We start from the raw sequence: 18,839 nt of genomic DNA, 5'->3' as shown, positions 1-18,839 counted from the left end.
TGAGACTTTAAGTCTCCTGAAGGAACGTTGAAGACTACGACGTTGATAGGTCGGGTGTGTAAGCGCAGCGATGCGTTGAGCTAACCGATACTAATGAACCGTGAGGCTTAACCTTACAACGCCGAAGGTGTTTTGGCGGTGAGAGAGATTTTCAGCTGATACAGATAACAGAATTTGCCTGGCGGCTTTAGCGCGGTGGTCCCACCTGACCCCATGCCGAACTCAGAAGTGAAACGCCGTAGCGCCGATGGTAGTGTGGGGTCTCCCCATGTGAGAGTAGGGAACTGCCAGGCATCAAATTACGTAGTAAGCCGGTGCATAAATCCGGTGGTTACAGCAGTCTTCGGTGGAGCGGTAGTTCAGTCGGTTAGAATACCTGCCTGTCACGCAGGGGGTCGCGGGTTCGAGTCCCGTCCGTTCCGCCACTTATTAAAAGCCCTGAGTTAACGCTCAGGGCTTTTTTCATATCTGTCGTATCATTATTGCCAAATCAGCAAAAATCCTCTGCGTTAAACGCTCTTTTTCTGCATAACGGCAGCAGCGATAATCCTCCTCAGTTAACAATCATTATGAATAACGAGGATTACATGACTATCCCTGCACTGGGTCTGGGCACTTTCCGCCTGAAAGACGACGTTGTTATCGCATCTGTTAAAACTGCACTTGAGCTTGGCTATCGCGCAATTGATACGGCGCAGATTTATGATAACGAAGCTGCCGTTGGTCAGGCTATCGAAGAGAGCGGCGTAGCGCGCAGCGAGCTTTTCATCACCACCAAAATCTGGACTGAAAACCTCAGCAAAGACAAATTGATCCCCAGCCTGAAAGAGAGCCTGGAAAAACTGCGTACCGACTATGTGGATCTGACGTTGATCCACTGGCCATCACCGAACGATGCCGTGTCAGTCGAGGAGTTCATGCAGGCATTGCTTGAAGCGAAAGAGCAGGGCTTAACGCGTGAAATAGGTATTTCTAATTTCACCATCCCGCTGATGGAAAAAGCCATTGCCGCCGTGGGGTCAGAAAACATTGCAACCAATCAGATTGAACTCTCTCCCTACCTGCAAAACTGCAAAGTAGTGGACTGGGCAAAACAGCACGGCATCCACATCACCTCATATATGACCCTGGCCTACGGTAAAGCACTGAAAGATGACGTTATTAATCGTATCGCAGAAAAACATAGCGCAACGGCTGCACAGGTGATTCTGGCATGGGCGATGGGTGAAGGTTACGCCGTGATCCCCTCTTCAACCCGACGTGAAAACCTGGCCAGCAACCTGTTAGCGAGGGATCTCCAGCTGGACGACGAAGACAAAAAAGCGATCGCTGCCCTGGAATGCAACGATCGTCTGGTCAGCCCTGAAGGTCTGGCACCTGACTGGGATTAATATTGACCCTTTCCTCTGTAGCCTAAACCCTCACACAGCTCCCCCGGGAGCTGTTTTTATATGTTCGCTCAGGAAATCGATAAAGGCGCGTATGCGCGTACTTACCGCTCTGTCACTGTAATAAACTGCACTAAAAGGCATCTCCACAGGCAGACGTTTATCTGCCATCAGCTCTACAAGCTCACCGCGTGCAATTTCTTTATCAATCATATAGTCCGACAAACAGGCGATCCCATTCCCTTCGAGGCAAAGCTGCTTCAGCGTTTCTCCACTGTTGGACGATAACCCACTGGTGATTTCATGCAGTTGACCATCATGACAGGCCACAGGCCAGGTGTTCAGCGATACGGGTTCCGTGAAGCCCAGGCACAGGTGCTGCTTCAGCTCTTCAACCGTCTCTGGTTTGCCATGCTCTGCGATGTATTGCGGTGACGCGACTATCTTGCGGTAGCTGGCAAAAAGAGGGCGGGCCCGCAAGCTCGAGTCGGTCAGGGTGCCGGCCCGGATCGCCACATCCACTTTTCGCTCAATGAGATTGATAAACGTCTCTGAGGAAACTAACGAGAGCGTCATCTCCGGATAGCGTTCGCGGAAAGGCTTGATCAGCGGCATCAGAAAATGAAGAACAACCGGTGTTGCCGCATCAATACGCAGCAATCCGCGCGGCGTACTACGGGTTTCCATAATCTCTGTTTCTGCCGCCGCCATCTCCTGCAGGACGGACTGCACACGGCGGAAATAACGCTCGCCTTCCTCCGTCAGGCTTAGCTGACGCGTCGTTCGGTTGAGAAGACTGACGCCGAGCTTCATCTCCAGTTTTTTCACCGAGCGGCTGATGGCTGAATTAGCCTGCCCCAACTGCTCGGCCGCACGGCTAAAACTGCCGCTTTCGACGACGGCGACAAAAATTGTCAGCTCTTCCGACGTTGCTTTCATTGTTGCACCACCTGCAAAATTCTATTGATATTTTGACCATTTTTGTTATTTAAGCACTGGCGCATACTGCCTGTCATCTTAATCCTGATGATATGGAGTTATTTATGCCACTGGCGCTACTTGCCCTGACGATCAGTGCCTTTGCAATTGGCACGACCGAATTTGTTATCGTAGGACTGGTGCCTACGATAGCTAACCAGCTTTCAATCTCGCTGCCCTCTGCCGGCCTGTTGGTTTCTATCTATGCGCTCGGAGTTGCCATCGGCGCCCCCGTCCTGACCGCATTGACGGGACGTTTCCCGCGTAAGCAGCTGTTGGTTGCGCTGATGGTGTTATTCACCGCTGGCAATATTCTGGCCTGGCAGGCGCCGGACTACACCACGCTGGTGATTGCCCGGCTGCTGACCGGTCTCGCTCACGGTGTGTTCTTCTCCATTGGTTCAACTATTGCAACCAGCCTGGTACCAAAAGAGAAAGCAGCATCCGCCATCGCGATTATGTTCGGTGGTCTGACTGTAGCTCTTGTCACCGGTGTACCGTTAGGAACGTTTATTGGACAGCACTTTGGCTGGCGCGAAACCTTCCTTGCCGTCTCTTTACTGGGGGTGATTGCCCTGGTTGCCAGCTTGCTATTGGTACCGTCGACAATTGCAGGACGTGCGAGTGCCAGCCTGAGCGATCAGCTCAAGGTACTCACGCATCCGCGTTTGCTGATCATCTACGCCGTCACAGCGCTCGGCTATGGGGGGGTATTCACGGCTTTCACCTTCCTGGCTCCGATGATGCAGGACCTGGCAGGCTTCTCACCCAGTGCAGTGAGCTGGATTTTGCTGGGGTATGGTATCTCCGTCGCCATCGGTAATATCTGGGGAGGGAAGCTTGCGGACAAACATGGTGCAGTGCCGGCCCTGAAGTTTATCTTCGTAGCACTGGTTGTTCTGCTGATGATTTTCCAGTTCACGGCATCGATGCAATACGCCGCGCTGATAACGGTACTGTTGATGGGGATCTTCGCCTTTGGTAACGTGCCAGGCCTGCAGGTTTACGTGGTACAAAAAGCCGAACTTTATACACCCAACGCGGTAGATGTCGCATCGGGCCTGAATATTGCCGCGTTCAATATTGGGATTGCGCTGGGTTCCATCATTGGTGGGCAAACCGTTGAACATTTCGGATTAACCCAAACGCCATGGATTGGTGCGGTGATTGTTCTGGTCGCTTTCCTGCTGATTAGCCTGAGTGGGCGCCTTGATAAACCCGCTCGTGTAGTGCTGGGATAACATCAGTAAGTGCTTGCTTACAAAACTGGAAAGCGGTTTATCTGAAATTGCGTTGAAAGTGTAACCTAAAGTCCCTATAACATTAGAACCAGTCCGTTTTCCGGGCTGGTTCATGTTACAGAGGCCGTTTCCAAAAGTGCGAAAAAATACCTATGCCATGCGTTATGTTGCCGGAATGCCCGCGGAGAGGATCTTGCCTCCGGGGTCGTTTGCGAGCATAAGTCAGGCATTACCTGCCGGGACACCCTTAAGCAGCGATGAAAAAATCCGGGTGCTGGTGTGGAACATCTTTAAACAACAGCGCGCTGAGTGGTTATCGGTACTCAAGAATTTTGGGAAAGACGCCCATCTGGTGCTGTTGCAGGAGGCGCAAACCACCCCCGAGCTGGTAAGGTTTGCTACGACTCACTACCTTGCTGCTGACCAGGTTCCCGCGTTTGTCTTGCCGCAACATCCTTCTGGCGTGATGACTCTCTCTTCGGCTCATCCGGTCTATTGCTGCCCGCTGCGCGAACGCGAGCCGATTCTGCGTCTGGCGAAATCGGCGCTGGTAACGGTCTACCCGCTGCCGGACACGCGCATGCTGATGGTTGTGAATATCCACGCGGTCAACTTCAGCCTGGGCGTGGATGTGTATAGTAAGCAGTTAATTCCGATCGGTGACCAGATCGCCCATCACAGCGGGCCCATCATTATGGCCGGGGATTTTAATGCCTGGAGCCGTCCGCGCATGAATGCGCTGTATCGCTTTGCTCGCGAAATGTCGCTGCGTGAAGTTCGTTTTAGCGATGACCAGCGCAAGAAAGCGTTTGGTCGTCCTCTCGATTTTGTCTTCTATCGTGGTCTGAACGTTCACGACGCCTCTGTTCTGGTGACGCGTGCCTCCGATCACAATCCTCTACTCGTTGAATTCAGTCCCGGCAAACCTGATAAATAATGGTATGTCAGGTCTGCCGTGGGGCAGGCCATTCGGGTGCTGCCCTTTATTTTAAACAACAAAAGGACAGTACGATGACAACAACACACTCCCATCATGACAACGTAGAAAAACAGTTTGGCTCCCAGGCAAATGCTTATCTGAGCAGTGCCGTGCACGCGTCTGGCCGTGATCTGGTCCGTCTCGGTGAACGCCTGGCGGCAGTGCCGCACGCGCACGTCCTGGACTTAGGCTGTGGTGCCGGGCATGCCAGCTTCACGGCAGCACAGCAGGTGGCGCAGGTCACGGCCTATGATTTATCCAGTCAGATGCTGGAGGTGGTTGCAGAGGCCGCAAAAGCCAAAGGGCTGAACAACATCGCAACGCGTCAGGGCTATGCCGAATCCTTACCCTTTGAAGATGCCTCATTTGAAGTTGTTATCAGCCGTTATTCTGCCCATCACTGGCATGATGTCGGCCAGGCATTACGTGAAGTTAAACGCGTTCTGAAGCCGGGCGGGGTCTTTATCATTATGGATGTGATGTCGCCGGGACATCCGGTGCGTAATATCTGGCTGCAAACGGTTGAAGCGCTGCGCGACACCTCGCATGTGCAAAACTACTCCAGCGGGGAGTGGTTAGCGCTGATTACTGAAGCGGGGCTGATCACACGTGCATTGATAACGGACCGCTTGCCGCTGGAGTTCAGCTCGTGGATTGCCCGTATGCGCACGCCGGAAGCGTTAAGCCAGGCCATTCGGTTGTATCAGGATAGTGCGTCAGCGGAAGTGAAGGCGTACTTTGAATTGCAGGATGATGGATCATTTACCAGCGATACCATCATGGCTGAAGCGCAAAAAGCAGCGTAAAGAAAAAAGGCACCGAGGGGAATCGGTGCCTTTTTATCGTTAGGTCGTGTCATCAGGAGTCTGGCGTGGCGCTGTTTTTCACAAACAACGTCAGCTGGTCGCCTGGTTTCAGATTGTCAGTATCATTGTTCCAGCGCATCACATCCTTGATATTTACGCCGTGTCGTTTTGCGATACTGGACAGTGAATCACCTTTACGCACACGATAGGTAATGCTATCGCTGTTGCTGGCGAGACGCTGTGCACTGTTACCTGCACCCACCGTCAGAGTCTGACCCACTTTCAGGCCTGAGCTGCGCAGATTATTCCACTGCTGCAGATCGTTTGCCGTCACGCCAAGACGTGAGGCAATGCCCGAAAGCGTATCACCTGACCGAACCTTATAGCTGCGGCTGTTCACGGATGATGCATCCGCGATCAGTGTTGACTGAACAGCGGCAATTTCACCCGATGCTAAAGACTCACGTAACTGCTCAGCATGTTTCTGCGGAACCATTACATACTGCGGACCACTGGCCCCCAGCGTTGAGCCTTTAACGCCAGCATTAAAGGTTTTCAGTTTACTTACCGACATACCCGTCATATCAGCAACCTGTTGAATATCAACCGGATTGCTGAGGCGAACACGCGCCAGTGCACGACTTTCGTCTGGTGTTGGCAGTTGTACACCGTAACGCTTGCTGTTCTTGAGAATATCGCTCAATGCCAGCATTTTCGGTACGTAAATCTTCGTTTCCTGTGGCAGTGAGAGCGACCAAAAATCGGTGGATTTACCCCGTGCTTTATTCGCTTTCATTGCCTTCAGTACACGACCTTCGCCACTGTTATACGCTGCGACCGTTAACAGCCAGTCGCCGTCGAACATCTTATTAAGACGTTCCATCATGTCGAGAGCGGCTGTCGTTGAAGCGACAACATCACGACGCGCATCATAGTTGCGGGTCTGTTTCAAACCATAGTTTCGCCCGGTGCTCGGAATGATCTGCCAAATGCCTGCGGCATTGGCGCCAGACGTCGCGTGTGGGTCAAAAGCGCTCTCCACTATGGGTAGGAGTACCAGCTCCATCGGCATGTTACGTTTCTTAACTTGCCCGGCTATCCAGTACATATACGGCTCTGCCCGTAAAGTTACATCGTGGAGATAGCTCTTATTTCTTAAATACTTTTGCTTCTGTTCGCGAATCCGGTTGTTTTCCGGAATTCCCATCTTTAGCTCGTCGCCAATAGAGGTCCACAAGTCTTCATCCTGTGCGAAAGACGTCCCATCGTCCATCCATCGCGCTGAACTTGTAAACTTCCCTGCTTCCCCTTGACCAGCTGCAGAAAGGCTCTGTGCGTGCTGTTGTACGTTGCTGCCGTTCTGCGACTGGCAACCTACAAGCAGGACAGAGGCGAGAAATATCGCTTTTGCCTTCATGTGTGTGTCAATAGTTGCTTAAAAGACGAGCGATGATAACGGCGAAATTTTGAAAAGGCAACCCGCAATTATCTGAAGTTATCTTTCTTTGACCTTAACCATGCAAATCGTTGTTCTGGTTGTGACAAATTTGTTTCTTTGTTAATTTCATCAATTAAATCAATATCATCTGTTCGTAAAAATAAATTAGTTTTACGCTCATTTTTCAGAATTACGGGGAGTGTTTTTTGGTTTTTTGCACGTAACTCCTTCACTTTGTGATAATAATCTTGAATCGCCCGATCCTCTGGCAAGATGCTCGCCGCAAACTTCATATTTCCTAATGTATACTCATGTGCGCAACAAATAAGGGTATCGTCAGGTAATGCGCTAATCTTCTGTAATGACTGGTACATCTGGGATGGGGTGCCCTCAAAAAGCCTTCCGCAGCCTCCGGAGAACAGCGTGTCGCCGCAAAAAAGATAAGGTTTACTGTAGAAACAAAGATGTCCCAAAGTGTGACCTGGTGTAGCAAATACAGAAAACTCCCACTCGCGTATGAGGATATTTTCACCTTCTTCGACTACCTGCGTTGTTCCCTTATCTTGTGTCTCTGCCGGTCCGTAAACCACCAGATGCGGGAATTGGGCACGAAGGTCAGCAACGCCGCCGGTGTGGTCGTTATGATGATGGGTCAGAAGGATGGCCTCTGGTTGCCAGCCGTTCTCTTTTATCGCGTCTGATACGGGAGCCGATTCTCCAGGATCGACAATGACGCACCGACGCTCGTCATCGACTAAAACCCAGATGTAATTGTCCTGAAAGGCGGGAATACTGATAAGATTCATAAATTACCTCTTATAGCGTGGTGGGTGTGTTGATGAAACCGGCAAGGATACCTCAGATTGTCCCGGCACCTGAACGTTGGGCCGAATTGCCCTGGGGTGAATACTATCGCGAGAACCTGGAACAGCAGCTTAAACCCTGGCTCGCGAAAATGTATGGTTTTCACTTGCTTAAGATTGGCAATCTCAGCGCGGAAATCAATACCGAAAGCTGCGCTATCTCACATCAGGTTAATGTCTCTCTTGGCGCATCACCGGTTCAGGTGAAAGCGGATCCTTTGCATCTGCCGTTTGCGGAAAAGTCCGTTGATGCCTGCCTGCTGGCACACACGTTGCCCTGGTGCAGCGATCCTCATCGCCTGCTGCGCGAGGCCGACCGCGTCCTGATTGATGATGGCTGGCTGATACTCAGCGGGTTCAATCCGCTGAGTCTGATGGGGCTGCGCAAGCTGGTTCCGGTGCTTCGCCGGACACCGCCGTATAACAGCAGGATGTTCACGATGATGCGCCAGCTTGACTGGCTTTCACTGCTGAATTTTGAGGTGCTCTGCTCGGGCGGTTTTCAGGTACTTCCCTGGGCGCGGCAGGGGGGCGTTGTTCTGAGCACCCATCTGCCGGCATTAGGCTGCATGCAGTTTATTGTCGCGCGTAAGCGGACCATCCCCCTTACGCTTAATCCGATGAAGCAGAGTAAATCGAAATCGCCCATTCGCCAGACCGTGGGCGCCACGCGACAGTACAGAAAACCCTGATCAGGATTCGGGCTGATAGCCTGTGTCTTCATGAGCGGGGTTGGATGCCGCTGCCCGTGCCAGTTCGTCACATCGTTCGTTTTCGGGGTGGCCTGCGTGACCTTTAACCCATTCCCATTTAATCTCGTGCTGGCCCAGCGCAGCATCAAGACGTTTCCAGAGATCGACGTTTTTGACCGGCTTTTTATCTGCCGTTTTCCAGCCGCGTTTTTTCCAGTTGTGGATCCACTGGGTGATCCCCTGGCGTACGTACTGACTGTCAGTGCTCAACACCACATCGCAGTGTTCTTTTAGCGCTTCCAGCGCCACAATGGCGGCCATCAACTCCATGCGGTTGTTGGTGGTCAGAAAATAGCCTTCGCTAAAAGTTTTTTCATGCTCGCGATAGCGCATAATCGCGCCATAACCGCCAGGCCCTGGGTTGCCGAGGCAAGATCCATCGGTGAAAATTTCTACCTGTTTACGCATCTCTGGTAGACTTCCTGTATTTGAAACGTTCAGTTAAACGATAAGTCTGACATAAATGACCGCTATGAGCACTGCAATTACTCGCCAGATTGTCCTCGATACCGAAACCACCGGTATGAACCAGATCGGCGCGCACTACGAAGGGCACAAGATCATCGAGATCGGTGCTGTTGAAGTGGTGAACCGTCGTCTTACGGGGAACAACTTCCATGTCTACCTCAAACCCGACCGGCTGGTGGACCCAGAAGCGTTCGGCGTGCACGGTATCGCCGATGAGTTCTTGCTGGATAAACCGACCTTCGCGGAAGTGGCAGACGAATTTCTGGAATATATCAAAGGCGCCGAGCTTATCATTCACAACGCGTCGTTCGATATCGGCTTTATGGACTATGAGTTCAGTAAGCTCCATCGTGATATTCCGAAAACGAACACGTTCTGTAAGGTGACCGATAGCCTGGCGCTGGCGAGGAAAATGTTTCCTGGCAAGCGTAACAGCCTGGATGCGCTCTGTTCTCGCTATGAAATAGATAACACCAAGCGAACGTTGCACGGCGCATTGCTCGATGCCCAGATCCTGGCGGATGTCTACCTGGCGATGACCGGTGGTCAGACATCCATGAAGTTCAGCATGGAAAATGAATCGCAGCAGACGCAGGGGGAAGCGGGGATTCAACGCGTTGTTCGCCAGGCCAGTCGTTTGCGGGTGGTTTTAGCCAGTGATGAAGAGTTACTTAACCATGAATCCCGTCTTGATTTAGTGCAGAAGAAAGGCGGAAGCTGCATGTGGCGGGCCTGAAAAAGGGCCGGAATGCCTGTAAAATCATCGTTTGGGTGAATTTTGCAGCAAACGATTCAAAACGTGAGAAAAAGCGTTGACGAGTCCGGAGGCAAACCGTAATATGCGCCTCGTTCCCCCAGCGGGAACAGTGGAGCGGTAGTTCAGTCGGTTAGAATACCTGCCTGTCACGCAGGGGGTCGCGGGTTCGAGTCCCGTCCGTTCCGCCACTATTCAGAAGGCCTGAATCAGAAATGATTCAGGCCTTCGTTGTTTCTGCGTCTGCAAATCTTCTTTATCCGCCCCCTGTCTTTATTAACAAAAAGTTAATATCTGTGGTGCAATTAATTAACATTTGAGCAATGATAGTGCATAATTTGCACCGTATTTGTGCATTTTGCCACCGATTGTCATTATGGCAGCGGAGCAGATGTGTAATTTTGTAAAAAATAATTCACAGAAAATCATTCGCTTATCTCCATCCCTTCAGAAAGTTCATGAACCAATGCTTTATTGGTTCGTTTATTGCTTAATCATTAGCACGGTAAGTAGCACGTCATATCAATAACTTATCGTTAATAAAAATAAAGTAATGATGATAGCGAGCGAACCAATATGGAAAAACCGTCACGGTTTCTGGCCAATTCCAGCACCGCGCTTGAGCAGCTGCGCGGACTGATCAACCAGCATGAGTCAACACCAGGCACTCCGCTGCCCACTGAACGTGAGCTGTCGGAGACTCTCGGCGTGGGACGACGTGAAGTACGTCGTGCGCTGGATGTGCTGGAAGAGGAGGGGCGGATCTGGCGTAAACAGGGCAAAGGGACCTTTATAGGCCCGTCTGCACCTGTTGAACCTCTGGCCCTTCAGGGATTGGTTCAGCAAACCAACCTTCTGGAAGTCATGGAAGCTCGTCTACAGCTCGAACCCGGCTTAGCCCGGCTTGCGGCACTGCGTGCCACCAGGGAAAACCTCGCGCTTATGCAGCGCATGCTGGAACGCATTGATAAGGTCAGCCCGGACGACCGCGATCTCAACGAACTCTGGGATAGCGCATTTCACCGCGCCATTGCCGAGGCTGCCGGTAATCGCCTGATGCTTGGCCTGTTTGATGCCATTGATGCCGTCAGACGTGAACCGGGCTGGCAGCATTTGCGCGAATTAGCCCGTACACCCGAGCGGGTTGATCACTATAACGACCACCATCAAAAAATCATGTCTGCGATTATCCATCGCCAGCCTAATGAAGCAGCGGCCGCCATGCGCGAACACCTGCTTAGCCTGCAGTCAGCCCTGATTCAGGCTATTCACCTTGAGGACGACTTCACGCTATGACGACGATCCCGTTTAAGGACCCCACGCCTGTACTGCGGCTGCAAAAGCTTAACGTAACGTTCGCCGGCTCTCCGGTGAGCGTGCTTGATGGTATTTCACTGACGGTCAACGCGGGAGAAACGCTGGCGCTGGTGGGGGAATCCGGTTGCGGGAAAAGTATCACCTCATTAGCGCTGATGGGCTTACTGCCCGCCAGCGCACAGATCGTCAGCGGCGAGATGCAGTTCCGTCGTCACGACTTACGAAAGCTTTCACCGCGGGAATATGCCGATCTTCGCGGCAGCGAACTGGCAATGATTTTCCAGGAGCCAATGACCTCGCTCAACCCTGCCTTCACGCTGGGAGACCAGCTCAGTGAAGCGGTGATGCGCCATCAGAAACTTTCTCGTGCAGAGGCGATGAAGGTTGCGCTGCAGATTCTGGAGAAGGTGCAGATCCCGGCAGCAGAAATGCGCCTGAAAGCGTATCCGCACCAGCTTTCCGGGGGGATGCGTCAGCGCGTGATGATTGCGATGGCGCTGATTAACCATCCACGTTTGCTGATTGCCGACGAGCCGACAACCGCGCTGGATGTGACCATTCAGGCGCAGATCCTTGCGCTGCTTAATACCCTCAAAGAAGAGACCGGTACGGCGGTGTTAATGATCACCCACGATCTGGGGGTGGTGGCGGAAGTCGCGCAGCAGGTGGCGGTAATGTATGCCGGACAGGTGGTAGAGCAGGGGAGCGTGGAGGCCATTTTTGCCGACCCGCAACACCCGTACACCATAGGACTGATGGGCTCGATACCGTCCCTCGGCGCACGTAAAGGCGCGCTTTCCACTATTCCCGGTGCCGTTCCGCTGCCGGAATCCATGCCCAAAGGGTGCCGGTTCGCTACCCGCTGCCCCTTCGCGCAAACGCGGTGTCATGACGAAAAGCCGTCGCTGACGGCGATGGGGACCGACCATCAGGTGGCCTGCTTCCGCGTGCCGCTGGAACAACATATTGCGCTGGGAGAAATTGCATGACGACGCCCATTCTTGAAGCCCGGGACCTGAGCAAGCTTTTTCCCGGCCCTAAAAAACTGTTTACCCCAGCACGTTTTGTCACCGCGGTCGATCGCGTCTCCCTCTCCGTCATGCCTGGTGAAACGCTGGCGATTGTGGGCGAGTCCGGATCCGGAAAATCGACGCTGGGCCGTCTTCTTCTGCGCCTGCTGGCGGCCAGCGAAGGACGCGTATTTTATCAGGGTGAAGAGATCACTCATGCCTCGGGAGCGCGTCTGAACCAGCTGCGGCGGGAGCTGCAGATCATCTTTCAGGATCCTTTCGCATCGTTAAACCCGCGCATGACAGTCGAGCAGATCGTCGGTGAGCCGCTGTGGCTACACCAGTCGATGAAGAAAGCCGACAGGCAATATCGGGTGGCGGAACTGCTTAAAACCGTAGGGCTGCCAGCGGCCTGGGCGCAACGTTATCCGCACGAATTTTCCGGAGGGCAGCGTCAGCGAATTGGCATTGCGCGTGCGCTGGCCTCCGGGCCAAAGCTGTTGCTGGGGGACGAGCCGGTCTCCGCGCTGGATGTCTCGGTTCAGGCGCAGGTGGTCAACCTGCTGGAAAGTCTGAAGCACCAGCTGGGGCTGACAATGGTGATTGTCGCCCATGGCCTGGCGGTTATTCGCCATATGAGTGACCGCGTGGCGGTGATGTATCTCGGGCAAATTGTTGAGCTTGCGACCGTCGACGAAATCTTTGATGCCCCGCTACACCCCTATACGCAGGCGTTAATCGCCTCCGCCCCCCAGATGCAGCCAGGCACGCCGCGTGTGGCACCTCTGCTGCAGGGGGATTTACCGAACCCGGCCAGCCCACCGTCAGGCTGCCGTTTCCATACCCGTTGTCTGTATGCCACGGATGAATGTCGCCAGGTCGAGCCGATCAATCAGGTGCTGGACGGGGGACGCCAGATTGCCTGCCACCGCTGGCAGGAGATTAACCGCGATCGCAGTGTTATCCAGATAGCACCGCCATCCGCAGCCTTTCTGCGCCGCCGCGCGCTGTTTGAACACGCGGCCACTCACTCCTCCCTTCCTTCAAGGAACTCATGATAATGACAATGCGTAATTCTCTTTTGACCGTACTGGGAAGTGTTATGTTGCTTGGCGCGGCGCTGCCCGCCCATTCTGAAAGCGTACTGCGGATTGGTCTGGGTGCGGATCCGGACATGCTCGATCCGCATCTTGCGCGCACCTATTATGGCCGTTTCGTCTTTGCGTCTCTGTGCGACCGGCTGGTGGACGTGGATGAGCATCTGAAAGTGGTTCCCGGGCTGGCGAAATCGTGGGCCTGGAGTGACGACGGCAAAACGCTGACCATGGATCTGCGTGAAGGTGTGACCTTCCATGACGGTGAAAAATTTGACGCCGCCGCGGCAAAATACAACCTCGACCGCGCGCTGACGTTAAAAGGTTCGCTGCGTAAAAGTGAAATCTCGTCCGTTGAGTCCGTTGAGGTGACAGGCCCGATGCAGATTGCCCTGCATCTGAAAACACCTGATGCCGCATTGCTGATGCAGCTTACCGATCGCGCCGGGGCGATGATGGCACCCGACGCCGCGAAAAAGCCTGACTTTGCCGCCCATCCGGTCTGCTCTGGCCCCTATAAGTTCGACAGCCGCGTCTCGCAGGACCGTATCGTTTTGACGCGTTTTGACAACTACTGGAACAAAGGCGCTTATCACTTCGACAAAATTATTTATCTGCCGATCCCGGATGCTTCCGTGCGTCTGGCTAACCTGCGTGCAGGGGATCTTGATCTGACGGAAGGCATTGCCGCAAGCGACGTTAAAACCGTCGAAGCCGACAGCAAACTGGCGCTGGCGAAGGTGACCGGTCTGGGTTATCAGGGCATTACCTTCAATATCAATAACGGAAAGGTCCCGGCGAACGATCCGTTTAAGGATGCCCGCGTGCGTGAGGCATTTTCACAGGCAATCGATCGCGATGCGTTAAATCAGGTGGTCTTCGAGGGGCTGTACACCCCGGCAAACCAGGCGTTTTCTACCGTAAGTCCGTATCACGTTAACCTGCCGGTGCCACCACGCGATGTCGACAAAGCCAAAGCGCTGTTGAAAGCGGCAGGCGTCACTACGCCGCTGAACGTCAATCTGCTGGTGCCCAACAACCCAACTTCACAGCAGGTCGGTCAGGTACTGCAGGCGATGGTGGCAGAGGCTGGCTTTAACCTGAACCTGCAAATGACCGAGTTCGCCACGCTGCTCGACCGCCAGCAAAGCGGTGATTATCAGCTGAGCTTCTCTGGCTGGTCGGGTCGTCCGGATCCGGATGGCAGCATCTACGGCTTCATTAACAGCAAAGGCACCCTTAACGACGGTCGTTACAGTAACGTGCAGGTGGATGAATGGCTGACGCAGGCGCGCCTGAGCAACGACAAAGCGGTCCGTCAGCCGCTGTACGACAAGGTGGTGAAACAGCTGCAGACGGATATGCCCATCGCCTACCTCTATTTTGAACCGCGTATTTTTGGTCTGAACAAGAGCGTGCAGGGCTTTAAACCGTATCCGGACGGCATTGTGCGTCTGGCTGGCCTGACGCTGGCGAAATAACTGGCCTGAGGAGAACCCATGCTGGAACTGATTTGCAAACGTCTGCTGCTGGCCATCCCGACCTTACTGCTGGTGAGCATGATGGTGTTTGGCCTGCAAAAACTGCTGCCCGGCGATCCGCTGATCGCCATGGCCGGGGAGGAGCGCGATCCGGCGGTGATCGCCCAGCTGCGTGCTGAGCTCAATCTCGATGCGCCCATCCCTGTGCAGTACTTCAACTGGCTGACGCGCGCGCTGCAGGGCGATCTTGGTGTCTCCTTACGCACTCACGAGCCGGTCACCCAGCTCATTGCCAGCAAACTGCCGGTGACGCTGGAGCTGTCGCTGCTGGCGATGATCATCGCGCTGGTGTTTGGCATCAGCATGGGGATCCTCGCGGCGGTCAACAAAAACAGCTGGGTCGATCACGGTGCCAACTTTGTGGCGATCTCGGGGATCTCGATACCGCATTTCTGGCTCGGGATCCTGTTGATTCTGGTCTTCTCGGTCAATCTGCAATGGCTGCCAGCGTCGGGGTTCGTGCCGTTTAGTGAAGATCCGATCCAGAACCTGCGTACGCTGTTGTTGCCTGCCTCGGTACTGGGAACGGGGCTGGCGGCCACGCTGATGCGCCATACCCGCGCCTCCATGATCGCGGTAATGAAGGCCGATTACATCCGCACCGCACGGGCTAAAGGGCTGTTGCCAAAGGCGGTGATTTTAAAGCATGCGTTTCGCAATGCGCTGGTTCCGGTGATCACCCTGACCACGCTGCTGTTCGGCGAACTGCTGGGTGGCGCGGTACTGACCGAACAGGTCTTCACCATTCCAGGGTTCGGCAAGATGATCGTCGATTCGGTCTTTAACCGTGACTATGCGGTGGTGCAGGGGGTGGTGCTTATCGTGGCGATCGGTTTCCTGCTGCTGAACCTGCTGGCCGACGTGCTTTACGTTCTTATCAACCCGAAAATGCGAGGTTAAGCATGGCGGAACTGACAACTCAAACCATTGCCGCGGTTCAGCCCCGTGCGCAGAACCGGGTGCTGAAGAAATTTCTTGCCAATAAAAGCGCGGTGATGGGTGCCGTAGTGGTGGGCTTTTTTGTGCTGGTGGCACTGCTGGCGCCGTGGATCGCGCCTTTTGATCCGGTGAAAGCCAATTTCCTGGCGGTGCGTAAAGCGCCTTCGGCGATGTACTGGTTTGGGACCGATGAACTGGGCCGCGATATTTTGTCCCGCATTATCTGGGGGGCGAGAACGTCGTTGATGGCTGGCTGTATGTCGGTGGTGATCGCCGTGGTCATTGGCGTTCCGCTGGGGCTGGTGGCGGGTTACTTCCAGAAGATGTGGGACGGCGTGATCTCGCGTTTTATTGAAGCGCTGCTGGCCTGTCCGTTCCTGATCATGGCGATCGCGCTCGGGGCGTTTCTGGGCCCAAGCCTGACCAACGCCATGATCGCCATTGGCCTCTCCGCAATGCCGATCTTCGCCCGCCTGACGCGCGGCCAGGTGATCGCCATTCGCGACGAAGAGTATATCGACGGCGCGAGGGCGATTGGCCTGCCGGATCGCTGGATCATCATTAAGTATGTGCTGCCCAATGTGATGTCTCCGATTCTGGTACAGGCCACGCTGGCCATTGCCTCGGCAATCATTGCTGAAGCCAGTCTGTCGTTTCTGGGGTTAGGCCAGCAGCCGCCGAACCCGTCATGGGGCTCAATGCTTAATACCGCGAAAGGTTTCCTTGAGCAGGCTCCGTGGATGTCTGTATTCCCCGGTGTGGCGATTTTTCTTGCCGTGCAGGGCTTTAATTTACTCGGCGACGGGCTGCGCGATGCGCTCGATCCGCGCCATGACTAAGGAGTCATGATGACCAAAGCGCTTGATTTCACTTCCGGTTACGATTCACGACGCCCGCCGATGATGGGCCACAACGCCGTGGCGACATCTCAGCCGCTGGCGGCCCAGGCGGGAATGAAGATGCTGCAGCTCGGCGGTAACGCGGTTGATGCGGCGGTTGCAACCGCCATGGCGTTGACGGTGGTTGAACCCACCGGCAACGGTATTGGCAGCGATGCCTTTGCCATCGTCTGGGATGGTGAAAAACTCCACGGCCTGAACGCCTCTGGCCGCTCGCCTGCCAGCTGGCACGCGGATCTGTTTGCCGGTAAAACCGCGGTGCCAGAAATTGGCTGGGACGCCGTTACCGTGCCGGGTGCGGTATCGGGCTGGGTGGCGCTGGCAGAACGTTTTGGCACGCTGCCGCTCACTACGCTGGCGCAACCGGCCATCGAGTATGCGCGTAACGGTTTTCCGGTCTCCCCGTTGATTGGCCATCTCTGGCAGCGGGGTTATAACAAGCTCAAAGATCAGCCAGGCTTTAGCGCCTGCTTTGCACCGGAAGGGCGTGCTCCCCGGGTTGGCGAGATCTTCCGTAACCCGGCGCAGGCTCATTCGCTGGAGCTGATTGCCAGAACCAACGGTGAAGCGTTTTACCGCGGCGAGCTGGCGCAGAAAATTGCCGCTTTCGCGAAAGAGCATGGCGCGCACCTGACGGCAGAGGATTTGGCCAATCATCGTGTGGACTGGGTAGAACTGCTGTCGCGTGATTTTGCCGGTGGTTCAGTGCAGGAGCTGCCGCCAAACGGGCAGGGCATCGCCACGCTGATTGCGCTCGGTATTCTGGAGCAGTGTGGAATTGAAAAACATCATCCGGATTCCGTGCAGTCGCTTCATCTGTCTATTGAAGCGATGAAACTGGCGCTGGCGGATCTCGATCGCTACGTCGCTGATGAAGAACACATGGAGTTCGCGGCCCAGGCGTTGCTGAGCGATCGTTACCTGGCGTCGCGCGCGGCGCTTATCGACCCCGATAACGCCTCCGATTTCGTCTACGGTTCGCCGACGCAGAGCGGCACGGTCTACCTGAGCGCTGCAGATTCCAGCGGTATGATGATCTCCTTTATTCAGTCCAACTATATGGGCTTTGGATCCGGGATTGTGGTGCCGGAGACCGGGATCAGTCTGCAAAACCGCGGCTGTGGCTTTGTGCTGGATCCAAACCATCCGAATGCGCTGGCGGGCAGTAAGCGTCCGTTCCACACCATCATTCCGGGCTTTGCGATGGACGGCAACGGCAAACCGCTGATGTCCTTTGGCGTCATGGGCGGCCCAATGCAGGCGCAGGGGCATATGCAGATGGCGCTGCGCATCATGCTGCACGGGCAAAACCCACAGGCGGCAATTGATGCGCCTCGCTGGCGTGTGGTGCAGGGCAGGGAAGTGATCGTCGAATCGACGTTCGATCGCAATACTATCGCCGCACTGCGTGAGCGCGGGCACCAGATCGTGGTGGAAGATCCGCTCCAGGATTACAACTTCGGTGGCGCGCAGGTGATTTATCGTATGCCGGAAGGGCACTATGTGGCGGCGACAGAGAGCCGCAAAGACGGGCAGGCGCTGGTGAGTTAATGATGTCCCCTCCCTCTTCCTGTGAGAGGGAGGGGAAACCGTTATCCAATGCTAAACGGATCCGCATCCTGCCAGGCCGGAAACTTCTCGCGATATTCCTTCAGGGCCGTCAGTGACAACTCAGCATCAATGCGCGTTGCCTGATGCGGCTCGGCGGTGGCAATAATTTCACCCTGCGGGTTCACCACCCGGCTATCCCCCCGATAATGATGCCCGTTGCCATCGGTCCCCACGCGGTTACAGCCGACCACATACGCCTGGTTTTCAATGGCGCGTGCGACCAGCAGCGACTGCCAGTGCAGGGAGCGCGGGGCAGGCCAGTTGGCGACATACAGCGCCAGGTCGTAATCGTTGCGGTTGCGTGACCACACCGGGAAGCGCAGGTCGTAGCAAACCAGCGGCAGAATACGCCAGCCGCGCCATTCGAACACCACGCGCGCATCACCCGCTTCATAGTGATGATGTTCATCTGCCATGCGGAACAGATGGCGTTTATCATAGAAATGCACTTTCCCTTCCGGCTCGACCAGCAGGAAGCGGTTGACCGGCCCGCGTTCGGTTTGCAGCGCAGCGCTGCCGGCAATCAGCGCATTGGTTTGCTGCGCTTTGGCGTGCATCCAGGCGACCACCTCTTGCTGTGGCATTGACTGTTGCGCCGCTTCCATGGCGAAGCCGGTAGTGAACATCTCCGGCAGGACAATCACATCACGCCCGGTAATGCCTTCCAGTTGACGATCAAAGTGGCGCAGGTTGGCAGGGCCGTCCATCCACACTAAAGGTTGCTGCAAAATCGAAATCTTCAGACCAGGCACAATTCAGAC

At 54.7% G+C, this 18,839-nt stretch carries 18 protein-coding genes, 2 tRNA genes and 2 rRNA genes; 17 read left to right on the top strand and 5 right to left on the bottom strand.

Annotation, left to right across the window (positions count from 1 at the left end; genetic code table 11):
• From BJP35_RS11790 to dkgB, 4 genes are all read left to right on the top strand, one after another.
• Positions 1–115, top strand: a 23S ribosomal RNA gene (locus tag BJP35_RS11790); the annotation flags it as partial.
• Positions 116–177: 62 nt separating this feature from the next.
• Positions 178–293 (top strand): 5S ribosomal RNA (rrf, locus tag BJP35_RS11785).
• 55 nt (positions 294–348) lie between these two features.
• Positions 349–425 (top strand) — tRNA-Asp (locus BJP35_RS11780).
• Between the two features lie 162 nt (positions 426–587).
• The gene (gene dkgB, locus BJP35_RS11775; protein ID WP_047744264.1) at positions 588–1,391 is read left to right on the top strand and encodes a 2,5-didehydrogluconate reductase DkgB; all 804 of its coding nucleotides are present in this window, start codon (positions 588–590) and stop codon (positions 1,389–1,391) included.
• A 30-nt stretch (positions 1,392–1,421) separates the two neighbouring features.
• Here the strand turns inward: dkgB and yafC are convergent, their stop codons facing one another.
• A complete protein-coding gene (gene yafC / locus BJP35_RS11770) occupies positions 1,422–2,327 on the bottom strand; it encodes a DNA-binding transcriptional regulator YafC (RefSeq protein ID WP_014168734.1) in 906 nt (301 codons plus the stop codon).
• 104 nt (positions 2,328–2,431) lie between these two features.
• Between yafC and BJP35_RS11765 the strand changes: the two genes are divergently transcribed.
• The 3 genes from BJP35_RS11765 to BJP35_RS11755 all read left to right on the top strand — a co-directional run bounded on the left by BJP35_RS11765 (position 2,432) and on the right by BJP35_RS11755 (position 5,392).
• Positions 2,432–3,607 (top strand): MFS transporter, encoded by a 1,176-nt coding sequence (locus tag BJP35_RS11765; protein WP_047744236.1) that lies wholly within the window; start codon positions 2,432–2,434, stop codon positions 3,605–3,607.
• A gap of 136 nt (positions 3,608–3,743) precedes the next feature.
• Positions 3,744–4,544, top strand: coding sequence for an endonuclease/exonuclease/phosphatase family protein (locus BJP35_RS11760; RefSeq protein WP_047744262.1), 801 nt, complete (start codon positions 3,744–3,746; stop codon positions 4,542–4,544).
• A 74-nt stretch (positions 4,545–4,618) separates the two neighbouring features.
• Positions 4,619–5,392: a class I SAM-dependent methyltransferase gene (locus BJP35_RS11755; RefSeq protein WP_025205127.1), complete on the top strand. Its 774-nt coding sequence runs from the start codon at positions 4,619–4,621 to the stop codon at positions 5,390–5,392.
• 52 nt (positions 5,393–5,444) lie between these two features.
• Here the strand turns inward: BJP35_RS11755 and mltD are convergent, their stop codons facing one another.
• Entirely contained in the window at positions 5,445–6,809 is a 1,365-nt protein-coding gene (gene mltD / locus BJP35_RS11750; protein ID WP_047744235.1) for a murein transglycosylase D, read from the bottom strand.
• Between the two features lie 68 nt (positions 6,810–6,877).
• A complete protein-coding gene (gene gloB, locus BJP35_RS11745; protein WP_025205125.1) occupies positions 6,878–7,636 on the bottom strand; it encodes a hydroxyacylglutathione hydrolase in 759 nt (252 codons plus the stop codon).
• Between the two features lie 32 nt (positions 7,637–7,668).
• Here gloB and BJP35_RS11740 point away from each other — a divergent pair, with 32 nt between their 5' ends.
• The gene (locus BJP35_RS11740; RefSeq protein ID WP_020882800.1) at positions 7,669–8,385 is read left to right on the top strand and encodes a class I SAM-dependent methyltransferase; all 717 of its coding nucleotides are present in this window, start codon (positions 7,669–7,671) and stop codon (positions 8,383–8,385) included.
• Here the strand turns inward: BJP35_RS11740 and rnhA are convergent, their stop codons facing one another.
• Positions 8,386–8,853, bottom strand: coding sequence for a ribonuclease HI (rnhA, locus tag BJP35_RS11735; protein ID WP_014168741.1), 468 nt, complete (start codon positions 8,851–8,853; stop codon positions 8,386–8,388).
• A 64-nt stretch (positions 8,854–8,917) separates the two neighbouring features.
• On the opposite strand from rnhA, the gene dnaQ reads away from it, so the two are divergent.
• The 9 genes from dnaQ (at position 8,918) to BJP35_RS11690 (ending at position 18,018) form a co-directional block, all read left to right on the top strand.
• A complete protein-coding gene (gene dnaQ, locus BJP35_RS11730) occupies positions 8,918–9,649 on the top strand; it encodes a DNA polymerase III subunit epsilon (RefSeq protein WP_032677465.1) in 732 nt (243 codons plus the stop codon).
• A gap of 132 nt (positions 9,650–9,781) precedes the next feature.
• Positions 9,782–9,858 (top strand) — tRNA-Asp (locus BJP35_RS11725).
• 385 nt (positions 9,859–10,243) lie between these two features.
• Entirely contained in the window at positions 10,244–10,963 is a 720-nt protein-coding gene (locus tag BJP35_RS11720) for a FadR/GntR family transcriptional regulator (RefSeq protein WP_014168746.1), read from the top strand.
• The gene (locus tag BJP35_RS11715; RefSeq protein ID WP_047744231.1) at positions 10,960–11,973 is read left to right on the top strand and encodes an ABC transporter ATP-binding protein; all 1,014 of its coding nucleotides are present in this window, start codon (positions 10,960–10,962) and stop codon (positions 11,971–11,973) included. Before BJP35_RS11720 ends, BJP35_RS11715 begins: the two co-directional genes overlap by 4 nt.
• Positions 11,970–13,052, top strand: a complete 1,083-nt coding sequence (locus BJP35_RS11710) for an ABC transporter ATP-binding protein (protein ID WP_047744229.1) — start codon at positions 11,970–11,972, stop codon at positions 13,050–13,052. Before BJP35_RS11715 ends, BJP35_RS11710 begins: the two co-directional genes overlap by 4 nt.
• Positions 13,053–13,054: 2 nt before the next feature.
• Positions 13,055–14,569, top strand: a complete 1,515-nt coding sequence (locus BJP35_RS11705) for an ABC transporter substrate-binding protein (RefSeq protein WP_179193654.1) — start codon at positions 13,055–13,057, stop codon at positions 14,567–14,569.
• 18 nt (positions 14,570–14,587) lie between these two features.
• A complete protein-coding gene (locus BJP35_RS11700; RefSeq protein ID WP_020882795.1) occupies positions 14,588–15,529 on the top strand; it encodes an ABC transporter permease in 942 nt (313 codons plus the stop codon).
• 2 nt (positions 15,530–15,531) lie between these two features.
• Positions 15,532–16,407 (top strand): ABC transporter permease, encoded by an 876-nt coding sequence (locus tag BJP35_RS11695; protein WP_086463128.1) that lies wholly within the window; start codon positions 15,532–15,534, stop codon positions 16,405–16,407.
• A gap of 9 nt (positions 16,408–16,416) precedes the next feature.
• Positions 16,417–18,018: a gamma-glutamyltransferase family protein gene (locus tag BJP35_RS11690; protein ID WP_020882793.1), complete on the top strand. Its 1,602-nt coding sequence runs from the start codon at positions 16,417–16,419 to the stop codon at positions 18,016–18,018.
• A gap of 41 nt (positions 18,019–18,059) precedes the next feature.
• Here BJP35_RS11690 and BJP35_RS11685 read toward each other — a convergent pair whose 3' ends face one another.
• A complete protein-coding gene (locus BJP35_RS11685; protein WP_014168753.1) occupies positions 18,060–18,830 on the bottom strand; it encodes an amidohydrolase in 771 nt (256 codons plus the stop codon).
• Between the last annotated feature and the right edge of the window lie 9 nt (positions 18,831–18,839).

The sequence above is a fragment of the Enterobacter sp. J49 genome (assembly GCF_002148625.1).
In the GTDB taxonomy this organism is placed as follows: Bacteria; Pseudomonadota; Gammaproteobacteria; order Enterobacterales; family Enterobacteriaceae; genus Enterobacter; species Enterobacter ludwigii.
This window is presented reverse-complemented; position numbering and strand designations above follow the sequence as displayed.

Coding starts and splice junctions, on each gene's coding strand:
- dkgB (WP_047744264.1), top strand. CDS start 588: ATGACTATCCCTGCACTGGGTCTGGGCACTTTCCGCCTGAAAGACGAC.
- yafC (WP_014168734.1), bottom strand. CDS start 2,327: ATGAAAGCAACGTCGGAAGAGCTGACAATTTTTGTCGCCGTCGTCGAA.
- BJP35_RS11765 (WP_047744236.1), top strand. CDS start 2,432: ATGCCACTGGCGCTACTTGCCCTGACGATCAGTGCCTTTGCAATTGGC.
- BJP35_RS11755 (WP_025205127.1), top strand. CDS start 4,619: ATGACAACAACACACTCCCATCATGACAACGTAGAAAAACAGTTTGGC.
- mltD (WP_047744235.1), bottom strand. CDS start 6,809: ATGAAGGCAAAAGCGATATTTCTCGCCTCTGTCCTGCTTGTAGGTTGC.
- gloB (WP_025205125.1), bottom strand. CDS start 7,636: ATGAATCTTATCAGTATTCCCGCCTTTCAGGACAATTACATCTGGGTT.
- BJP35_RS11740 (WP_020882800.1), top strand. CDS start 7,669: ATGAAACCGGCAAGGATACCTCAGATTGTCCCGGCACCTGAACGTTGG.
- rnhA (WP_014168741.1), bottom strand. CDS start 8,853: ATGCGTAAACAGGTAGAAATTTTCACCGATGGATCTTGCCTCGGCAAC.
- dnaQ (WP_032677465.1), top strand. CDS start 8,918: ATGAGCACTGCAATTACTCGCCAGATTGTCCTCGATACCGAAACCACC.
- BJP35_RS11720 (WP_014168746.1), top strand. CDS start 10,244: ATGGAAAAACCGTCACGGTTTCTGGCCAATTCCAGCACCGCGCTTGAG.
- BJP35_RS11715 (WP_047744231.1), top strand. CDS start 10,960: ATGACGACGATCCCGTTTAAGGACCCCACGCCTGTACTGCGGCTGCAA.
- BJP35_RS11710 (WP_047744229.1), top strand. CDS start 11,970: ATGACGACGCCCATTCTTGAAGCCCGGGACCTGAGCAAGCTTTTTCCC.
- BJP35_RS11705 (WP_179193654.1), top strand. CDS start 13,055: ATGACAATGCGTAATTCTCTTTTGACCGTACTGGGAAGTGTTATGTTG.
- BJP35_RS11700 (WP_020882795.1), top strand. CDS start 14,588: ATGCTGGAACTGATTTGCAAACGTCTGCTGCTGGCCATCCCGACCTTA.
- BJP35_RS11695 (WP_086463128.1), top strand. CDS start 15,532: ATGGCGGAACTGACAACTCAAACCATTGCCGCGGTTCAGCCCCGTGCG.
- BJP35_RS11690 (WP_020882793.1), top strand. CDS start 16,417: ATGACCAAAGCGCTTGATTTCACTTCCGGTTACGATTCACGACGCCCG.